20 protein-coding genes and 5 pseudogenes are annotated in these 18,087 nt (G+C 38.5%); 17 read left to right on the top strand and 8 right to left on the bottom strand.

Annotation, left to right across the window (positions count from 1 at the left end; all coding sequences use genetic code 11):
• The 4 genes from ArsFIN_RS20025 to ArsFIN_RS20040 all read left to right on the top strand — a co-directional run bounded on the left by ArsFIN_RS20025 (position 1) and on the right by ArsFIN_RS20040 (position 4,314).
• The gene (locus tag ArsFIN_RS20025) at positions 1–1,203 is read left to right on the top strand and encodes an IS91 family transposase (RefSeq protein ID WP_135678014.1); all 1,203 of its coding nucleotides are present in this window, start codon (positions 1–3) and stop codon (positions 1,201–1,203) included.
• 124 nt (positions 1,204–1,327) lie between these two features.
• On the top strand, positions 1,328–2,083 hold the full coding sequence (locus tag ArsFIN_RS20030; RefSeq protein ID WP_135678332.1) for a conjugative transfer relaxase/helicase TraI domain-containing protein: 756 nt from the start codon (positions 1,328–1,330) through the stop codon (positions 2,081–2,083).
• Between the two features lie 142 nt (positions 2,084–2,225).
• Positions 2,226–3,896 (top strand): type III secretion system effector inositol phosphate phosphatase, encoded by a 1,671-nt coding sequence (locus tag ArsFIN_RS20035; RefSeq protein ID WP_051297160.1) that lies wholly within the window; start codon positions 2,226–2,228, stop codon positions 3,894–3,896.
• Positions 3,897–3,903: 7 nt separating this feature from the next.
• Positions 3,904–4,314 carry a type III secretion system chaperone family protein gene (locus tag ArsFIN_RS20040; protein WP_051297161.1) on the top strand — a complete coding sequence of 137 codons (411 nt, stop codon included), beginning with the start codon at positions 3,904–3,906 and terminating at the stop codon, positions 4,312–4,314.
• Between the two features lie 186 nt (positions 4,315–4,500).
• Here ArsFIN_RS20040 and traM read toward each other — a convergent pair whose 3' ends face one another.
• The gene (traM, locus tag ArsFIN_RS20045; protein ID WP_026823888.1) at positions 4,501–4,875 is read right to left on the bottom strand and encodes a conjugal transfer relaxosome DNA-binding protein TraM; all 375 of its coding nucleotides are present in this window, start codon (positions 4,873–4,875) and stop codon (positions 4,501–4,503) included.
• Between the two features lie 553 nt (positions 4,876–5,428).
• Between traM and ArsFIN_RS20050 the strand changes: the two are divergent.
• Positions 5,429–5,890: pseudogene (locus ArsFIN_RS20050) on the top strand (transglycosylase SLT domain-containing protein).
• A gap of 26 nt (positions 5,891–5,916) precedes the next feature.
• Positions 5,917–6,216, top strand: coding sequence for a hypothetical protein (locus tag ArsFIN_RS20055; protein WP_135678334.1), 300 nt, complete (start codon positions 5,917–5,919; stop codon positions 6,214–6,216).
• A gap of 27 nt (positions 6,217–6,243) precedes the next feature.
• On the opposite strand, the gene ArsFIN_RS20060 is transcribed toward ArsFIN_RS20055, so the two are convergent.
• From ArsFIN_RS20060 to ArsFIN_RS20070, 4 genes are all read right to left on the bottom strand, one after another.
• The gene (locus ArsFIN_RS20060) at positions 6,244–6,459 is read right to left on the bottom strand and encodes a hypothetical protein (protein ID WP_135678335.1); all 216 of its coding nucleotides are present in this window, start codon (positions 6,457–6,459) and stop codon (positions 6,244–6,246) included.
• Between the two features lie 136 nt (positions 6,460–6,595).
• The gene (locus ArsFIN_RS20065) at positions 6,596–6,958 is read right to left on the bottom strand and encodes a hypothetical protein (protein WP_135678337.1); all 363 of its coding nucleotides are present in this window, start codon (positions 6,956–6,958) and stop codon (positions 6,596–6,598) included.
• Positions 6,955–7,125: a hypothetical protein gene (locus tag ArsFIN_RS26600; RefSeq protein WP_155847014.1), complete on the bottom strand. Its 171-nt coding sequence runs from the start codon at positions 7,123–7,125 to the stop codon at positions 6,955–6,957. Before ArsFIN_RS26600 ends, ArsFIN_RS20065 begins: the two co-directional genes overlap by 4 nt.
• Before the next feature lie 100 nt (positions 7,126–7,225).
• Positions 7,226–7,456, bottom strand: coding sequence for a hypothetical protein (locus ArsFIN_RS20070; protein ID WP_135678339.1), 231 nt, complete (start codon positions 7,454–7,456; stop codon positions 7,226–7,228).
• 76 nt (positions 7,457–7,532) lie between these two features.
• Between ArsFIN_RS20070 and ArsFIN_RS20075 the strand changes: the two genes are divergently transcribed.
• Positions 7,533–8,692, top strand: a protein-coding gene (locus ArsFIN_RS20075) for an IS3 family transposase (RefSeq protein WP_135678343.1) whose coding sequence is annotated in 2 segments (ribosomal slippage) — positions 7,533–7,812 and positions 7,812–8,692 — 1,161 coding nt in all. Because the reading frame shifts where the segments join, the coding sequence is not laid out codon by codon here.
• 315 nt (positions 8,693–9,007) lie between these two features.
• Here ArsFIN_RS20075 and ArsFIN_RS20080 read toward each other — a convergent pair.
• A pseudogene (locus ArsFIN_RS20080) lies at positions 9,008–10,167 on the bottom strand (IS3 family transposase).
• An 85-nt stretch (positions 10,168–10,252) separates the two neighbouring features.
• Between ArsFIN_RS20080 and ArsFIN_RS20085 the strand changes: the two are divergent.
• The 8 genes and pseudogenes from ArsFIN_RS20085 (at position 10,253) to ArsFIN_RS20120 (ending at position 16,355) form a co-directional block, all read left to right on the top strand.
• A complete protein-coding gene (locus ArsFIN_RS20085) occupies positions 10,253–10,741 on the top strand; it encodes an Rpn family recombination-promoting nuclease/putative transposase (RefSeq protein ID WP_246067510.1) in 489 nt (162 codons plus the stop codon).
• Between the two features lie 3 nt (positions 10,742–10,744).
• Positions 10,745–11,296: a ProQ/FINO family protein gene (locus tag ArsFIN_RS20090; protein WP_135678345.1), complete on the top strand. Its 552-nt coding sequence runs from the start codon at positions 10,745–10,747 to the stop codon at positions 11,294–11,296.
• Positions 11,297–11,545: 249 nt separating this feature from the next.
• Entirely contained in the window at positions 11,546–12,097 is a 552-nt protein-coding gene (parM, locus tag ArsFIN_RS20095; protein WP_135678347.1) for a plasmid segregation protein ParM domain-containing protein, read from the top strand.
• A 33-nt stretch (positions 12,098–12,130) separates the two neighbouring features.
• A pseudogene (locus tag ArsFIN_RS20100) lies at positions 12,131–12,607 on the top strand (IS91 family transposase); the annotation flags it as partial.
• A gap of 84 nt (positions 12,608–12,691) precedes the next feature.
• A complete protein-coding gene (gene istA, locus ArsFIN_RS20105; protein WP_135677651.1) occupies positions 12,692–13,732 on the top strand; it encodes an IS21 family transposase in 1,041 nt (346 codons plus the stop codon).
• On the top strand, positions 13,719–14,480 hold the full coding sequence (gene istB / locus ArsFIN_RS20110; RefSeq protein ID WP_135677409.1) for an IS21-like element helper ATPase IstB: 762 nt from the start codon (positions 13,719–13,721) through the stop codon (positions 14,478–14,480). The genes istA and istB overlap by 14 nt, the downstream gene beginning before the upstream one ends.
• A 204-nt stretch (positions 14,481–14,684) precedes the next feature.
• Positions 14,685–15,143 (top strand): hypothetical protein, encoded by a 459-nt coding sequence (locus ArsFIN_RS20115; RefSeq protein WP_135678317.1) that lies wholly within the window; start codon positions 14,685–14,687, stop codon positions 15,141–15,143.
• Positions 15,144–15,152: 9 nt separating this feature from the next.
• Positions 15,153–16,355: an IS91 family transposase gene (locus ArsFIN_RS20120; protein WP_135678014.1), complete on the top strand. Its 1,203-nt coding sequence runs from the start codon at positions 15,153–15,155 to the stop codon at positions 16,353–16,355.
• A gap of 161 nt (positions 16,356–16,516) precedes the next feature.
• Here ArsFIN_RS20120 and ArsFIN_RS20125 read toward each other — a convergent pair.
• A pseudogene (locus ArsFIN_RS20125) lies at positions 16,517–16,789 on the bottom strand (transposase zinc-binding domain-containing protein); the annotation flags it as partial.
• Between the two features lie 9 nt (positions 16,790–16,798).
• On the bottom strand, positions 16,799–17,257 hold the full coding sequence (locus ArsFIN_RS20130; protein WP_210409132.1) for a hypothetical protein: 459 nt from the start codon (positions 17,255–17,257) through the stop codon (positions 16,799–16,801).
• A 106-nt stretch (positions 17,258–17,363) separates the two neighbouring features.
• Here ArsFIN_RS20130 and ArsFIN_RS20135 point away from each other — a divergent pair.
• A pseudogene (locus ArsFIN_RS20135) lies at positions 17,364–17,750 on the top strand (transposase); the annotation flags it as partial.
• Positions 17,751–17,885: 135 nt separating this feature from the next.
• Positions 17,886–18,017 carry a hypothetical protein gene (locus tag ArsFIN_RS28340; protein WP_276324693.1) on the top strand — a complete coding sequence of 44 codons (132 nt, stop codon included), beginning with the start codon at positions 17,886–17,888 and terminating at the stop codon, positions 18,015–18,017.
• Positions 18,018–18,087 lie beyond the last annotated feature (70 nt).

The raw sequence follows: 18,087 nt of genomic DNA on the forward strand, positions 1-18,087 counted from the left end.
ATGTATATCCCTCGTCCTGCTAAACTACTTTTCACCATTGATGACGGTTGGAATAAATTCCTCGAAAAATACGGCGATAGCGTTAGTTCGTGGACGAGTTTATCTGTGGAGCGCATGCTTGCCTGCGGCACTTGTGCCATGGGTGTCCGGCGCTATTGTTGCGCTTCGTCTGATTGTTCTCACAGCCGTTTTTTCTGCCAAAGCTGTAAGTCAAAAGCCTGCAGTTCATGTGGCTTTAAAGCCACCGAGCAGTGGTTAGCACAGCAGGTTCATATTTTACCCGACTGCGACTGGCAACACATTACTTTCACCATGCCACATCTCCTTTGGCCTTTTTTTAACAATAACTGGCCGCTACTTAATGCTCTGTTTCGGGCAGCCACTCGAGCTATGCTGCAGTTGGCTCGCAAACAGGGTATCGAAATTGGTATTTTCTGTGCCTTGCATACTTATGGCCGGCAACTCAATCAACATCCGCATGTTCATGTTTCCGTCACTCGAGGGGGTTTGGATAGTAAACATAGTGTATGGCGAAAGCTGTTTTTCAAAAAAAAGGATGTCGAAGAAATCTGGCGAGGGGCTGTTATCCGACTACTGCGTCACAGTTATGATTTAATTAACCCTGGCCTTCTTCCCGGTCTTGGCCATATCCGTGACAAAAAACATTGGCGGCGTTACTTGAGGGCGCAGTACGGACGTTATTGGAAAGTGCACTTTGCTAAAAAAACGAAAGGGGCATGGCATAGTGTTAAGTACCTCGGTCGCTACCTTAAACGCCCACCGGTATCTGCGTCAAAACTGCGGCATTACCGAGGGGGTGCCGTTGTTCATCACTACCATGACCACCGAACTGGCCAGCATCGGCAGCAGACTCTGCCGCAGGAAGAGATGATTAGACGCTATATAAGCCATATTCCGGCCAGGCATTTTAAAATGGTGCGTTACTCTGGTTTTTTGTCGAATCGTAAACGGGGAAAACTATTGCCGAAAGTGTATAAGGCACTTGAGATGACGGCACGTAAAAAACCGGAGAACCCAGGTTTTTCTGTGCTGATGAAAGGATTTCTGCGTACCGATCCGTACAAATGTATTCTGTGTGGCGACAGGCTGCTTTTCACCGGGGCGCAAATGGGTAAAAAAGCAACGGAATTGTTGTCAGAAAGACTGCATAACCTGGAGAAAAAGCGATGGTTACGCAGCTAAACGCAGGATCAATGTGTCTAAAATAAGGAAATCAGGTTAGAAATTACACTCTCTGAGGAAATGTTAACTGGCACTAAACACAATAAATCGATCCCCATCTCCTTTTTGCAATAAGGGATGGCTTTTGCTACTCACTTTAAAAGCGATTCAATTTCCTAACCATCAAGGCAGAGCCGCTTTACGCGCGTCCCATCTTTCAGGCGAAAGTATGGGTAAATGGCTTAGAATGGGTAAGAAATACCCACAAAACTACTTAGGCTTCCCTGTTTTTGACCAAAACGGCAAACAGGCTGGCGTGTGGATGACACGATTGAATAACGGCAATACCCAAAAGCCAATCGGAAACCACACGATAGGAAAAAGAATAGGTAGCCAGGAAGCCCGATTTTTAGCTTTTCAGCATAGCCAAAACGGGAAAACGGCTCTTGCAAACACCCTGACGGAAGCCGTCGAGATTGCTGCCAATCATCCACAAAACGGCTTAATAGTGAGACTGGAAGGCAATGATATCCCTCACAACCTCAAAGCCATCACAGGCGGGCAGCAGTGGGCTAATCAGCCACCAGACGAATTTACGCAAACCAAACGGGAACTGGAGGAAAACGCCAGGAAGATAGCCAAATCGTTTGGCAAAGAAACGGATAAATTCAATCCGCTTTCACCAGATAAGACCAAAGAATATGTTGATAGCCTGAAAGAAAGACAAACCTCAACATTAACCCCTGAGCAACGAAAAGCCCTGGAAGATTATCAGCAAAAACAAAATATCGATGAGATAGTCAAAAAAGTCGTCAATGAAAATCGATTAACCAAACAACTTCAACAAATAGAACGGGAGATGGTACGTGATCTTGCTAAAGAAAAAACGTTAGGAGACTAAAACATATTACATTTATAAACAAATTGATAAAATTTATTGTGTTATAGTAAAACTAAATAATAAGTTATTGAACAATAAAGTTATTAATATATATCTGTCAAAATTATTTTTCAATTAAAACCAGGTTAATAAATTATTAAAAATGAATATGAAAATAATAAATAATAGTTTGAATGTTAATCTTTATCATTCAAATAAAGAAAAAATAAATAGTGTAGAATTTAATAAAGTTAGATTAACTGTTAGTCATGGTAAACCACCAAAAAAAGCTTATAAAGCTTATCAAAAAATCATTTCTCTGAATAAATCAATAAAAAATAAATTTAAAACCAACCAATCAATTCATGATATCTACGACTATCAGCGTAATTTAATAGATGCCGCTATTCTAGCTATGAATAAGGTAGGAGGAGATAGTTCTACGCTAATTTCGCTATCCAATCAATTGGATGCTTCAAAATTTAAGGAAAACAGAGTCGCAACAGATAAAGAAATAGAAATTTCCAAAAAATTACGTAATAATCTTGTTAACTTAATATCTAATAACTTTTTACAAAATAAACATTCTTCTTTTAAAGCTAAAAAATTAGCCAATATCACTTTTAAAGAAGCATTAATTGAACACCTAAATAATAAAAATTGGCGTACCATAAAAAATAATATTACCTATGCTGGGAAAACCTATTTAAGTAAACAACAACCAGCAAGTAAAATGAAATTAGGGAAAGATGATATTTTCCCTATATCTTATTCCGATAAAGGTATCTGTTCATCCTCAACAAAAGAAACTTATCATGCGACTAATTTATGGAAATCATCAATAAGTATAAAAGAGAATGGTATTAATAAAACGCTTTTTGAAGGTATACGTCACGGGGTTTTATCACCTTATGAATTGCCAGAAAATTCGTACGAAAGAACCCTTGGAGCTAGAAATCGAGCCAGAGAAGTAGTTACAGCAGCGCTTTTTTCTAAGACACATATCCTTGATAAAGCCTTAAAAGGAGAGCCTGTTAAACTACGGTTGGTATCTACTTCTTTATTAACCAATACTAAGATAGGTAATGAAGAAACAATGCTACGTGATCAGATCAAAGCATGGGAGGCGCTTAGTAATCAACAAAAAATGACTTTAAGAATTAGAGACAAACAAGGTCAAATACAAAATGTTAAAGTTATCTTAGAGGTATCTGCTTTTAATTTTGGAGTAAACGAATTAGCACTAAAGTTTAAGGTGGGTAATTCAGCCTCTGATGTTTATAACTCTATGGCAATGCAAAAATTATTAGGTGATGATTTGGAGCCAAATTCAACTCCTGGAGGTTGGGTTGGTGAGTATTTAAAAGGAAACCCAGATAATGTAGATAAAGTCCTGGAGTTAAGCAAACAAATAAAGACTATATGGAAAAATAAATGGCATCATGTTGATGATGGTGAACCTTATAAAGCATCAAAACGCATTGCTATGCTTGCATATGAAATTAAAGCGGTTCCATGCTGGAATTGTAAAAGTGGAAAAGATAGGACTGGAATGCTAGATTCAGAGATAAAACAAGAAGTTATTTCCTATAATCAAAGAATAAAACTTAGTAAACCAGGATCACCTTATGGTGGAATAAACAATGAGTTAATGAAAGAAGTTTTCACCAAAAGTGGTAATCAAGAAATACAGTATTATAATACTGGAGCAAAAGGTAATAAAGTCATCAAAAATTTGCCATTAAGTTTTTTAAACCTTTCATATGAAAAACGTATTGCTGATAAAAAGGTATTCAATAGCTTAAAAGGTCTTTCTAATTTAGTTAAAAGTTGATGGATTTATGCAAAAATTGCTATCATTTTTATATGATTACTTTGGTCTAGAATTAGATAATGAAGAGCCTGTGTTATCTATAAATAATGATCTATCTATTTACTTTGATAGATCAAATGGAGTAATAGAGATGATCTGCCCTTTAATGAGGGCAACTAATGACCCAGAATTATTAATCCAAATTTTAAAAATAAACTATTATTCTAATGTAATATTATCTACGGATTTAGATGCTTCAGTGATATTAGCAATTTATCGTATACCAGGAGAAAGTTCAGAATCAGATATGTTGTCAGCATTGGAATTAATAATTAATTTTTCTATAAAATTTCAACAAGACTTTTTGTACGATAAAAAACCAGTTTTAAAAAATGAAATAAGTGATAAAAAATATTTATTTAATACTAAAAAGATATAGTTTTTCCTTAAATTTTATATTTACCTAAAAAATATTTTTGTACGTAATATTTAGGTTATTTTTTATTTTTATCTCAATTTCTGTTATACATATTCAAATCATGATCGGCGTGATGCAAATATGCAATAATTACAAATAAATTTAAAATACCGTCAAAATGACGGTATTCAATTAATAGAGTTAAAATTAATCATCTGGAAAAAATTTCTTAATCTCTTCTTTAGCAGCATCTCTAATTTCATTAACCATTTTATGATATTCATAATTTTCTTTTCCTTCTAAATAAGGAGAAAAAGATTGCATACCTAAAATTAACGACACGGCTTTTTTTGTCTTTATTAAACTTTCAAGTACAACTTTATTAAAGGCTTCCTGATTAAAAGAATTATCTTCATTATTTTGTTGAGCTTCATAAACCCTTAAACCAAGTTCAAGTAACATTGTCCCTACACTGGATAAGCTAATTTCAGTTTCATTCGCACCCTCATTTTTTTGTTGATTTACGATATTAACAATCCGATTAAAAACATCATTTGACGTGTAAATTTGTAATCTTGCCATGAAATTTTATCCTTGACGAATAGACTATGATTAGGTTAAAAATTAGCCATATCAAAGCAAGTTGCACACAACTCTTTATTGAGTCAATAACGAGTCGTTTACGACTCACTCACAACTCTTTATACAACTCGCATAACAAAAATGCAAGTCGTAAACGACTTACATAACGACTCGTAAGACGACTCATTGCTCAGAAATACGAGTCGCTAACGACTTGAATTACGACTCTTATACGACTTACAAATAGAAAAACACGAGTCGTAAGGCGAGTCTTTTAAGGACTTGACTCTAGAGTTGAGTCTAGCTATCCGTATGAAAAATAACAATAACTCTAATAAGACTCTATTTTTAAGTTGTTAACGACTCTAGTTTTTTAGATGTAAAATAATTAATTAAATATTAAAAAACCTAACTTATTGATTTTAAATTTATTTATTGCAAATTTTTAATTTGCGTGGGGTGTGAACATATTCTATGCTAAGGAGTGGGCGATAAGAAGTGTTGTGAGAGCGATGGACTAGGGACTTTTGGGGGATAAAATCGAGGCTGTTTGATGAAATTTTTAAAACTTTTAATCGTAATTTTTCTGTTTGGATTTTTCACTAATGCCAGTTTTGCCGATTGTTTTTATTTGGCGGGCAGAGATTATAAAATAGACCCTGATTTATTACGGGCTATCGCTTGGGTAGAATCAAAATATAATCCGAATGCTATCGGAAAAAATAATAATAACAGTATTGATATTGGCCTCATGCAAATTAACTCACAGCATATTAATTATCTTAAATCGTTAGGTATTACCCCTTATCAATTAAGAAATGATGCTTGTATGAATATTTATACTGGCGCTTATTTTTTAGCGCTGGCATTTAATAAATGGGGTGTAACCTGGTAAGCAATAGGCGCTTATAATGCCGGATTTAAAAATAATGAAATACAGAATAAACAAAGATTAATTTACGCCAGAAAAATTAACAAAGTTTATCGTAAAATAAAAAATAATCAGCACCAGTAAATAAACATTAAATTAAGGAATAATAAATGAGAATAAAATTTAATGGTCGCTGGAATAAACAAAGTCTTAAGAAAGCAATTTGTGAAGCGATTGAAGAATTACAATTTTATGACATTAAATTTCTCTCCGGCGTTAATCTTTATTTTCATGGTGAAAATATTAATTTTGATAAGATTGAAATTCGGAACGAAAATGATGACCCTGTTATGTTTATTTATGATAATCATATTCCGGTTATAAAACCACGCAAAAAGAAAAGAAGGAAAGCACCCGTTATCAGCCTTGCGGATTTTAAAATAAATAAACAGCAAAAAGATAAATTATAAAAAAAGGCGGATATACCGCCGATTTTATTATAATTGCTTATTTCCGATATAATTTATAATCGTTTTAAATTTTCTTAACCTTTTTTGATTAAAAATTTGAGGGGCAAAGTTTTGTGTCTGCTCTACAACTCTTTTGGTTTCTTCAAAATCACGGTTAATCATTTCACACAAGGCAAAAAATTCATTCTCATTATCAAAAATTGATAATAGTTTCGAATTATCATCAAAACAATCAGTTTGCATAACTGCCTCCTTCACACCCCGTTATCACCTTTTTATCATGATCATAAAGTCCCCAGGTCGTCTTTTCAGAAAAAGGCAAATTATCATAATCTTTGCCTTTCCAACCGTTACCATCATTAAAACCGTTTTCTATTAGCTAAAATTTACACGCCGTTAGTAATTCGCCTTTCATTTTGTTTAATATTTTCATGACTATCGTTTTATTGCCGATGTCTGTCCCGCAAGATTGATAATGATAAAAGGCAATATTAGCCATAATTTGTAGGCCAGCGGCATAAGCCTTATAGCCATCTTCCTCATATAAATCAGTTTGTTGTTTTGAAAAATCATATCTTACTGTCGGTTCATTCTCGGAATAACGCTCGTTTACTGATCTAGAATTTAAACTCATCATCATATCTAAAAATGCTTGCGCTTCGGCTTCATGAATGTAATCCAACTCAATCAATGCAGTTACGATACTGGAGGCAGTTTTGTTGTTAATGATATAGCAACTCATTTATCATCCCCTCCTTCAATGCGCTGTTCCGCTTGTTGTTTTAATGTCGCTACAAGACAAATAAAATTGACACACTCACGAATAATTAAAATTTTTGACGTACAAAACGGCTTGTTTAATATGCTGCACGCTTTCATTACGCGTGCGATATGCGTATTATTTCGCATAGCTCAACTCCTACTATCTTTAGGTTTTAGGTTAGGTACTTGAAGGGAGTCGGATCCCTACAAGTACCGTTAGATTTTATTTAATTCTTTATAATCAAATTCAGAATTGATAATTTTGCCGTGCCATAGCAACTTCAACACAAAGAGATTGCTCAAATTGGTTACGAACAAAAGCAATTATTTCCTCCCCTAATTCACCGTACAAATCGGGAATTAAGGTTATTGCCTTTATCCAATATTTGACCACGGAATATTTTAACTTTGGTTCCTGCCAGTTACTTACGCCGTGATTTAAGACGTTTTCAGTTATTGCCATGAGTTGTTCAAACAACCATTGGCCTGTAGTGGTCTAATAAAACTGTAGAGATTTATAGCTTATAATTAAGCAAAATCTTATAGGTATAAATATGACCCGAAAAGTAAAAGTAACCTTTAGCGGAAAGCAAAAACTGGAATATGCAAAACTCATGGTTGAAGGTGGATATAGCAATATCCAAGTTGAAAAAATATCCGGTGCGGGTAAATCTGCCGTATCACGATGGAAGCAACAATATCTTGCCGAGTTAAATGGGAATACGCCTGTAAAATCAAAAGCGTTAACACCCGAGCAACAGCGCATACAAGAATTAGAAGTTCAACTTAAGCGTGCTCAGAGGGATAATGACATATTAAAAAAAGCCGCGGCTTACTTCATCCTCGACAATCAAAACTCAAAATCGTGAAGCAACTGAAAATCATGTACCCCAATTTTACGGTCACTGAGTTATGCCATCTTTTTGAAGTAAGCAGCAGTAGTTTTTATTATGAAACGAAAATACCGACAGTTGAAAATGAAAGACTGTGTGGCGAAATCAAACGTATTTTTTATACATCGGGTCAAATTTATGGCAAAAGACGTATTCAAGCCGAGTTAAAGGGTTTAGGGCACCAAATTGGCACTTATAAAATATCGAACATCATGAAATTAAATCAATTAGTTGCAATTAGACCAACGAAAAAGCACTACTATCACTCATCGGGTAACGAACATCGATATACCCCTAATTTGCTTAAACGACAATTTTCCCCTGAACAGCATAATCACTATTATGTCGGGGATATCACGTATATTAGACATCACTATGGGTGGAGCTATTTAGCCTGTGTGTTGGATTTAGCCACCAAAGAAATTATTGGTTATGCCTTATCAACAAAACCGGATTCGAAATTAGTGAAAGAAGCCTTAGATAACGCAATTGAACGGCAATTACCGGATACGACAAGTTTGATGTTCCATTCAGATCAAGGTTGCCAATATTCATCGGAGGAGTTTAGGGCGCACCTCTTTGAACGGAAAATAACTCAAAGCATGAGTCGGCGAGGTAATTGCCTCGATAATGCCGTGATGGAAAGATTTTTTAGGAGTTTAAAGACAGAAAGACTTAACCGTTTATCGTTTATGAATCATCAATCTGTTGTCTGTGAAGTTGAAAATTATATTCAGTTTTACAATTATTATCGACGCCATTCAACGATTGGTTATTTAACGCCATATCAAAAATATCATGAACTAAAAAATGCCGCTTAGATCTTCTACAGAATTTGTTGACCATTACACTGTTTAATTATCTCATCCAGGAAGGTAACGCCAAAAAGCCAATGGAATTTATCACTGAGATAGCCAAACAATCAGAGAAACATGAAGGAGCACTTATGACTATTGCTCAACAAATTGAAGAAATAGGTATTCAAAAAGGTATTCAAATTGGTGAACAAAAAGGTGTTCAAAAAGGCAAACTTGAAGGAATTCAAGAGGGAATGCAAAAGGGTAAATTTGAAGCTCAACTTGAGATAGCAAAACAAATGCTAATAACTGTAATGGTCAACAAATTCTGTAGAAGATCTAAGCGGCATTTTTTAGTTCATGATATTTTTGATGTGGCGTTAAATAACCAATCGTTGAATGGCGTCGATAATAATTGTAAAACTGAATATAATTTTCAACTTCACAGACAACAGATTGATGATTCATAAACGATAAACGGTTAAGTCTTTCTGTCTTTAAACTCCTAAAAAATCTTTCCATCACGGCATTATCGAGGCAATTACCTCGCCGACTCATGCTTTGAGTTATTTTCCGTTCAAAGAGGTGCGCCCTAAACTCCTCCGATGAATATTGGCAACCTTGATCTGAATGGAACATCAAACTTGTCGTATCCGGTAATTGCCGTTCAATTGCGTTATCTAAGGCTTCTTTCACTAATTTCGAATCCGGTTTTGTTGATAAGGCATAACCAATAATTTCTTTGGTGGCTAAATCCAACACACAGGCTAAATAGCTCCACCCATAGTGATGTCTAATATACGTGATATCCCCGACATAATAGTGATTATGCTGTTCAGGGGAAAATTGTCGTTTAAGCAAATTAGGGGCATATCGATGTTCGTTACCCGATGAGTGATAGTAGTGCTTTTTCGTTGGTCTAATTGCAACTAATTGATTTAATTTCATGATGTTCGATATTTTATAAGTGCCAATTTGGTGCCCTAAACCCTTTAACTCGGCTTGAATACGTCTTTTGCCATAAATTTAACCCGATGTATAAAAAATACGTTTGATTTCGCCACACAGTCTTTCATTTTCAACTGTCGGTATTTTCGTTTCATAATAAAAACTACTGCTGCTTACTTCAAAAAGATGGCATAACTCAGTGACCGTAAAATTGGGGTACATGATTTTCAGTTGCTTCACGATTTTGAGTTTTGATTGTCGAGGATGAAGTAAGCCGCGGCTTTTTTTAATATGTCATTATCCCTCTGAGCACGCTTAAGTTGAACTTCTAATTCTTGTATGCGCTGTTGCTCGGGTGTTAACGCTTTTGATTTTACAGGCGTATTCCCATTTAACTCGGCAAGATATTGTTGCTTCCATCGTGATACGGCAGATTTACCCGCACCGGATATTTTTTCAACTTGGATATTGCTATATCCACCTTCAACCATGAGTTTTGCATATTCCAGTTTTTGCTTTCCGCTAAAGGTTACTTTTACTTTTCGGGTCATATTTATACCTATAAGATTTTGCTTAATTATAAGCTATAAATCTCTACAGTTTTATTAGACCACTACACTTGATGATGGTGAAATAATGCAGCATAGGCGAATGGCTTTGTTGGAATTAATACAAAAGCACATCCGCAGACGGGATATGACCGAGCTTTTGAGTGAAATTATCACACTGTTGTCGTATAATTATTATACTGATAATCAGGTTATTACTATGTTTAACTATCTCATCCAAGAAGGTAACGCACAAAAGCCCATGGAATTTATCACCGAGATAGCCAAACAATCAGAGAAACACGAAGGCGCACTTATGACTATTGCTCAACAGATTGAAGAAATTGGAATCAAGAAAGGTATACAACAAGGTATGCAACAAGGTATGCAACAAGGTAAAGCCGAAGGTCGCCAAGAAGGTAAAATTGAAGGCATTCAAGAGGGTATGCAGAAGGGTGAAAAACAGGCTTCGATGAAGATAGCGCGCCAACTTCTTGATAAAGGGGTAGAAAGAGATATTGTGAAACTATCAACAGGGCTTACTGATACTGAAATGAGCACCCTGTTTAAAGATTGAATCATGAAAGAACGCCAAAAATTAAGCCTCAATCGCCCTAGAAAGGCTTCACCAGAAGAACAGACTTCAAGTACCCCTGCTTACGGTAAAAAGGTATGGGTGAATGCTGTGCCCAAAAAACAGGTAAAAAAGCCTCATCTTCCCAAAGTAGCAAAACAACAACCCAAGAAACCCGTCGTTAAACCTAAACAGGCAGTGAAGGTTAAAACACCAAAACCACCGACTCCGCCAAAAAATCGATTGCCGTTAGAAGAAGCCATCTCACAGATAACCACGTTTTGGCCTTATCTTTTCCCTGATGGCAAGTTATGCCCAATGAAAATTGGTATCCAGCAGGATATGTGGCAAGAGGTTAAGGATAAGTGTTTACCGATAGCCAGAAGGCGTTTGAGTGCCTGTTTAGGCAGTATTGGTCATCACGCTGATTATCGCGGACTCATTCAGTTAGGCGCGTTTCGTTATGACAAAGACGGTCAGATAGTCGGAGAAGTTACCCAAGCGGATGTTGAGGATAATCTGCAACGTTTAGCGCGACGAAACAAGAAAAAGATATAACCAAAGACAATAATCTCAAAGTGAGCAAGATTGTTATTATCTTAATATGATAAAAAGCATATCTTTTCTTGTGTGGTCTCAATTTGAGGTTTTGTTATTTTTTGTTTCAATTTGAGTTGGTTAATGCTCTATATTTTCTTATTTATGTTTAATTTTATTTTTATTAACACTCATAATGATTTTTATTTGAAATTTAACTCATTTTGAGTTAATTTATGTAAATATAATTACCCTTATTGAGTTTTATTTATGTTGAAAATTGCCTGTGATGATGGTTCTACTAGCGTTAAATTAGCCTGGCTAGAAAATGAAAAAATAGTGACACATATATCACCAAATAGCTTTAAAGAAGGTTGGAATACTGAGATATTGAGTAATAATCCAGTATTCAATTATTTAGTTGATGATAAAAAATATACTTTTGATATCGGGAGTAGTTCTGTTATTGAAACAACGCATGTGTCCTATCAATACAGCGCGCTCAACCGACTCGCCATTCACCATGCGCTTTTAACTTCGGGTTTACTCCCCCAAGATATTGAGTTGACTGTGACGCTTCCTGTTACTGAATTCTTTACGGAAGATGCGCAAATTAACGAAAAAAATATTCAGCGAAAAAAAGAAAATATTTTAAAGAAAGTTAATATCAATAAAGGGGAAAACTTTAACATCGTTAACGTGATGGTGATGCCTGAGTCTATTCCGGCAGTGAGGGAAGTATTAATAAAAGATAATATTTCTTCTTTAGAACATAAGCACGCCTTTGGCGTGAGCATCGCGGCAAAGGCGCTCTATTTCTAGGCAATTCCCTTCTCGTCTTTTATACTCTGCTCTATGTACATCCCCAGACCTGCAAAACTGCTATTTCAATACGATGACGGATGGAACCTTTTCATCGAAAATAATCACGTAGATGAATGGCAACTACTCTCTGTCGAAAAGATGCTCGCCTGCAGCACCTGCGCTATGGGCGTTCGCCGTTATTGCTGTTCTTCACCTGAATGCTCTCATTCACGCTTCTTTTGTCAAACCTGTAAATCCAAAGCCTGCAGTGCGTGTGGCCTCAAAGGCACCGAACAGTGGATTGCCCAGCAGCGCCATATTTTGCCGGATTGCGAATGGCAACATATTACCCTCACTATGCCTCACCTACTTTGGCCTTTTTTTAACAATAACTGGTACTTGCTCAACCAACTCTTTCGCTGTGCAACCCGCGCCATGCTCAAACACGCCAAGCGCCAAGGCCTCGAAATTGGCATTTTTTGTGCGCTGCATACTTACGGTCGCCAACTCAATCAACATCCGCATGTCACCGATCATGCAAAACTGATCCACTAACGATCATCTAAAACTGATCCACTTGGTATTATTCGCACATTTTTGTACGGATAATTTATGTTAACCAAGGAGATATTTGTGGATATTCATGTTCGCTTTGCACAAGGACAAAGCCTTCGAAAAATTGCCAGTGAGTTGGGTATATCCCGTAACACCGTAAAACATCATTTACAACAACAGACAATGCCAACTTATGCTAAAAGAAGTCAACAACCGACTAAATTATCCCCCTTTAAACCTTATTTGCTTCAGCGAATTGAACTGGCTAAACCTGATTGGATCCCTGCAACAGTCTTATTTGATGAGGTAGTTGAAAACGGCTATCAAGGTGGTATTGCTCAATTACGCCGATTTGTTTGTCAATTTAAACCAAGCATTGTTCCCGAAGTAGTCGTCCGTTTTGAAACACAGCCAGGTCAACAAATGCAAATCGACTTCACCAGCATCCGGCGAGGTAAAAAATCGCTGAAAGCGTTTGTTGCAACGCTAGGCTATTCGCGTGCGAGTTATGTAAAGTTCTTTGATAATGAACGAGCAGAATCGTGGCAGCAAGGTTTAAGAGAAGCTTTCGACTACTTTGGTGGTGTACCACAGGAAGTATTGTGTGATAACGCAAAATCCCTCATCATCGAACGGGATGCTTATGCAGAAGGTGAGCATAAATTACATGTCGAAATGCTTCAAATGTCGAAAGATTACGGGTTTAAATTGAAGGCTTGCAAGCCCTACAGGGCAAAAACGAAAGGGAAAGTAGAGCGCTTTAACCACTATTTAAAAAACAGCTTTATCGTGCCATTAAACACCGACCTTCGTGCTCATAATCTTGAACTGGATATTGAAATAGCTAATGCAAAAGTGGGTCCATGGTTACAACGCGTTGCCCATCAGCGAATTCATGGAACAACGTTAGAGAAGCCAGCAGATAGATTAGCTAAGGAAGTGAAGTCTCTTCTACCCTTACCAGCAAGGGTTTGCCAATCTATCCCACAGACTAATACGCTTAATATCCCTATCGTACCGCCCCTTGAATCTGTCAGTTTGCAACACTCAATCAGCGTATACGAAGCATTACTGGGAGGTGAACATGTTATTGCATGAACAAATTGAACACCTGTGTGAGTCATTGAAATTAAATTCTATTCCGACTCATTGGTCATCACTTGCCGAAAAATGCATTGCCCAAGACAAAAGCTACGGAGAGTTTTTACTGTCCCTGTTAAAATGTGAGCAACAACAACGAGATGAACGAACTCGTAATCTTTTGAGTCGGATGGCAGGATTCCCAGCACATAAAGAACTTAATACGTTCGATTTTAAGTTTGCAACGGGGATCCCCAAACAACACATACAGGAATTAAGCGCATTAACGTTTATTGAACGTAATGAAAATGTCGTGTTGCTTGGCCCAAGCGGTGTAGGCAAAACGCATTTAGCTATTGGGTTAGGATTAAAAGCAGTACAGGCCAAGAAGAAAACCCGCTTTACCACGGCAGCTGAACTGATGTTGCAACTCTCAACTGCCAAACGACAAAATAAGCTCAAACAATATCTATCACGTTCGGTGATGGCCCCGAAGTTGTTGATTATCGATGAGATTGGATACCTGCCGTTTGGGCGAGAAGAAGCAAACCTGTTTTTCAATGTGATTGCCAAGCGTTATGAGCATGGCAGTGTCATATTGACGAGTAACCTATCATTTGGGCAATGGCCAAGTGCTTTTGCTGATGACGCAACATTAACTGCCGCTATGCTTGATCGTTTACTTCATCATTCGCATGTACTGCAATTAAGCGGTGAAAGCTACCGATTGAAAGATAAGCGGCGCTCAGGAGCAATAACTGAGTAAAACAGTGGATCAATTTTGATTGATCGGATTTAGATAAAAAGTGGATCAGTTTTCGGTGATCGTTGACACCAGTCGCAGTCGGGTAAAATATGAACGTAGCACGCTACGCGTGAGCGGCGCAGCGGTGCTGCTTCGGGGATGTTAATGAGTTGAGTACTGTTTTATACTCTGCAGTAGGTTAATTTTTTTCAGGGATTCATCTCGATGGCTCGCAATAAATCTCCCAGAAAGCGTAAACCGGTTAAATCAGGCAGGCTGCCCGTCACTTCACGTGCCACAACGCCTGTTTATCTGAAACGTTTTATGATCTCTCTCCCACCCGAAAATGATGATGACAGACCGCCTGAATTTTTTTATGACACCCTAAAAGAAGCCATACGCCACTGCGTCCGACTCGGCCCCCAATTTTTTCTCGACACGCAGTATTACCCGCCGCTAGTCACGATTATCAGGAGTTTTGAACAACGCCAAGACCAAGCCGATGACGCTGGATACGACTACACTGAGGGGGGAATAACTGAAAGTCTGCCTGCCGATGAATTCATCACCTATACGGAGCTGGGAATAATCCCTGTTTCCTTTGAACCCTGGGATAAACACACCGATAACTGGGCTGACGAATCTGACAATTTCTGTTTCTTTGGCAAGATGCCCATAAGGTAATTGAGTCAGATGTATATCCCTCGTCCTGCTAAACTACTTTTCACCATTGATGACGGTTGGAATAAATTCCTCGAAAAATACGGCGATAGCGTTAGTTCGTGGACGAGTTTATCTGTGGAGCGCATGCTTGCCTGCGGCACTTGTGCCATGGGTGTCCGGCGCTATTGTTGCGCTTCGTCTGATTGTTCTCACAGCCGTTTTTTCTGCCAAAGCTGTAAGTCAAAAGCCTGCAGTTCATGTGGCTTTAAAGCCACCGAGCAGTGGTTAGCACAGCAGGTTCATATTTTACCCGACTGCGACTGGCAACACATTACTTTCACCATGCCACATCTCCTTTGGCCTTTTTTTAACAATAACTGGCCGCTACTTAATGCTCTGTTTCGGGCAGCCACTCGAGCTATGCTGCAGTTGGCTCGCAAACAGGGTATCGAAATTGGTATTTTCTGTGCCTTGCATACTTATGGCCGGCAACTCAATCAACATCCGCATGTTCATGTTTCCGTCACTCGAGGGGGTTTGGATAGTAAACATAGTGTATGGCGAAAGCTGTTTTTCAAAAAAAAGGATGTCGAAGAAATCTGGCGAGGGGCTGTTATCCGACTACTGCGTCACAGTTATGATTTAATTAACCCTGGCCTTCTTCCCGGTCTTGGCCATATCCGTGACAAAAAACATTGGCGGCGTTACTTGAGGGCGCAGTACGGACGTTATTGGAAAGTGCACTTTGCTAAAAAAACGAAAGGGGCATGGCATAGTGTTAAGTACCTCGGTCGCTACCTTAAACGCCCACCGGTATCTGCGTCAAAACTGCGGCATTACCGAGGGGGTGCCGTTGTTCATCACTACCATGACCACCGAACTGGCCAGCATCGGCAGCAGACTCTGCCGCAGGAAGAGATGATTAGACGCTATATAAGCCATATTCCGGCCAGGCATTTTAAAATGGTGCGTTACTCTGGTTTTTTGTCGAATCGTAAACGAGGAAAACTATTGCCGAAAGTGTATAAGGCACTTGAGATGACGGCACGTAAAAAACCGGAGAACCCAGGTTTTTCTGTGCTGATGAAAGGATTTCTGCGTACCGATCCGTACAAATGTATTCTGTGTGGCGACAGGCTGCTTTTCACCGGGGCGCAAATGGGTAAAAAAGCAACGGAATTGTTGTCAGAAAGACTGCATAACCTGGAGAAAAAGCGATGGTTACGCAGCTAAACGCAGGATCAATGTGTCTAAAATAAGGAAATCAGGTTAGAAATTACACTCTCTGAGGAAATGTTAACTGGCACTAAACACAATAAATCGATCCCCATCTCCTTTTTGCAATAAGGGATGGCTTTTGCTACTCACTTTAAAAGCGATTCAATTTCCTAACCATGAACCTGCTGTGCTAACCACTGCTCGGTGGCTTTAAAGCCACATGAACTGCAGGCTTTTGACTTACAGCTTTGGCAGAAAAAACGGCTGTGAGAACAATCAGACGAAGCGCAACAATAGCGCCGGACACCCATGGCACAAGTGCCGCAGGCAAGCATGCGCTCCACAGATAAACTCGTCCACGAACTAACGCTATCGCCGTATTTTTCGAGGAATTTATTCCAACCGTCATCAATGGTGAAAAGTAGTTTAGCAGGACGAGGGATATACATCTGACTCAATTACCTTATGGGCATCTTGCCAAAGAAACAGAAATTGTCAGATTCGTCAGCCCAGTTATCGGTGTGTTTATCCCAGGGTTCAAAGGAAACAGGGATTATTCCTAGCTCCGTATAGGTGATGAATTCATCGGCAGGCAGACTTTCAGTTATTCCCCCCTCAGTGTAGTCGTATCCAGCGTCATCGGCTTGGTCTTGGCGTTGTTCAAAACCCCTGATAATCGTGACTAGCGGCGGGTAATACTGCGTGTCGAGAAAAAATTGGGGGCCGAGTCGGACGCAGTGGCGTATGGCTTCTTTTAGGGTGTCATAAAAAAATTCAGGCGGTCTGTCATCATCATTTTCGGGTGGGAGAGAGATCATAAAACGTTTCGGATAAACAGGCGCTGTGGCACGTGAAGTGACGGGCAGCCTGCCTGATTTAACCGGTTTACGCTTTCTGGGAGATTTATTGCGAACCATCGAGATGAATCCCTGAAAAAAATTAACCTACTGCAGAGTATAAAACAGTACTCAACTCATTAACATCCCCGAAGCAGCACCGCTGCGCCGCTCACGCGTAGCGTGCTACGTTCATCATTACTATGACCACCACAGCCAACAATACAGACGACAGACCTTATCCCAAGAAGAAATGATACGGCGTTATGTCAGTCATATCCCTGCGCGACATTTTAAGATGATCCGTTATTACGGTTTTTTAGCCAATCGCAAACGCGGGGGCTTATTACCGAAGGTGTATGAGGCGTTAGACATGATATCTCCTAATGTGCCTGAAAAACCTGGGTTTGGGGCCCTTATCAAAGGTTTTTTAAATACTGACCCGTACCAATGTATTTTATGTGGAAACCGATTGCGGTTTATGAGTGCGGAAAAAGGAATACACGCCGTCACTTTACTGTCAGAAAGGCGGGATAAAATGGTCAAAAAACGATGGTTACAAACCGCAGCCTAGGAGCAGTGTGCCTATTATTAGGCTTTTAGATGATAATTTAACCGAATTACTGTTCTCATGGTTAATCAACGAGAAAACTGTCAGAATTTAATAGAAATATTGAGTTCAAAACACTTCCATTAATGCCTTACTGTATTGATTGAGATTCCTAACCATGAACGTTATGCCGAGGCTTATCAGATGCAACAAACCGTATTAAAACGGCTTCCTGAAAAAATCCAAAAGCAATTTGAAGAAGAAAAAAGGAAATTACTGAATGAGCATTAAATTCCGCTTCCTCGACAATGCTGTTCGGTGCTCGCAAGCTGCGCTCCGCCTCAGCATCGTCTGTGGGGAG

Source organism: Arsenophonus nasoniae (genome assembly GCF_004768525.1).
Taxonomy (GTDB): Bacteria; Pseudomonadota; Gammaproteobacteria; order Enterobacterales; family Enterobacteriaceae; genus Arsenophonus; species Arsenophonus nasoniae.

Excerpts from the sequence above, each read along its gene's own strand:
- ArsFIN_RS20025 (WP_135678014.1), top strand. The coding sequence starts at position 1 with ATGTATATCCCTCGTCCTGCTAAACTACTTTTCACCATTGATGACGGT.
- ArsFIN_RS20035 (WP_051297160.1), top strand. The coding sequence starts at position 2,226 with ATGAATATGAAAATAATAAATAATAGTTTGAATGTTAATCTTTATCAT.
- ArsFIN_RS20040 (WP_051297161.1), top strand. The coding sequence starts at position 3,904 with ATGCAAAAATTGCTATCATTTTTATATGATTACTTTGGTCTAGAATTA.
- traM (WP_026823888.1), bottom strand. The coding sequence starts at position 4,875 with ATGGCAAGATTACAAATTTACACGTCAAATGATGTTTTTAATCGGATT.
- ArsFIN_RS20055 (WP_135678334.1), top strand. The coding sequence starts at position 5,917 with ATGAGAATAAAATTTAATGGTCGCTGGAATAAACAAAGTCTTAAGAAA.
- ArsFIN_RS20060 (WP_135678335.1), bottom strand. The coding sequence starts at position 6,459 with ATGCAAACTGATTGTTTTGATGATAATTCGAAACTATTATCAATTTTT.
- ArsFIN_RS20065 (WP_135678337.1), bottom strand. The coding sequence starts at position 6,958 with ATGAGTTGCTATATCATTAACAACAAAACTGCCTCCAGTATCGTAACT.
- ArsFIN_RS26600 (WP_155847014.1), bottom strand. The coding sequence starts at position 7,125 with ATGCGAAATAATACGCATATCGCACGCGTAATGAAAGCGTGCAGCATA.
- ArsFIN_RS20085 (WP_246067510.1), top strand. The coding sequence starts at position 10,253 with ATGCAGCATAGGCGAATGGCTTTGTTGGAATTAATACAAAAGCACATC.
- ArsFIN_RS20090 (WP_135678345.1), top strand. The coding sequence starts at position 10,745 with ATGAAAGAACGCCAAAAATTAAGCCTCAATCGCCCTAGAAAGGCTTCA.
- parM (WP_135678347.1), top strand. The coding sequence starts at position 11,546 with ATGTTGAAAATTGCCTGTGATGATGGTTCTACTAGCGTTAAATTAGCC.
- istA (WP_135677651.1), top strand. The coding sequence starts at position 12,692 with ATGTTAACCAAGGAGATATTTGTGGATATTCATGTTCGCTTTGCACAA.
- istB (WP_135677409.1), top strand. The coding sequence starts at position 13,719 with ATGTTATTGCATGAACAAATTGAACACCTGTGTGAGTCATTGAAATTA.
- ArsFIN_RS20115 (WP_135678317.1), top strand. The coding sequence starts at position 14,685 with ATGGCTCGCAATAAATCTCCCAGAAAGCGTAAACCGGTTAAATCAGGC.
- ArsFIN_RS20120 (WP_135678014.1), top strand. The coding sequence starts at position 15,153 with ATGTATATCCCTCGTCCTGCTAAACTACTTTTCACCATTGATGACGGT.
- ArsFIN_RS20130 (WP_210409132.1), bottom strand. The coding sequence starts at position 17,257 with ATGGTTCGCAATAAATCTCCCAGAAAGCGTAAACCGGTTAAATCAGGC.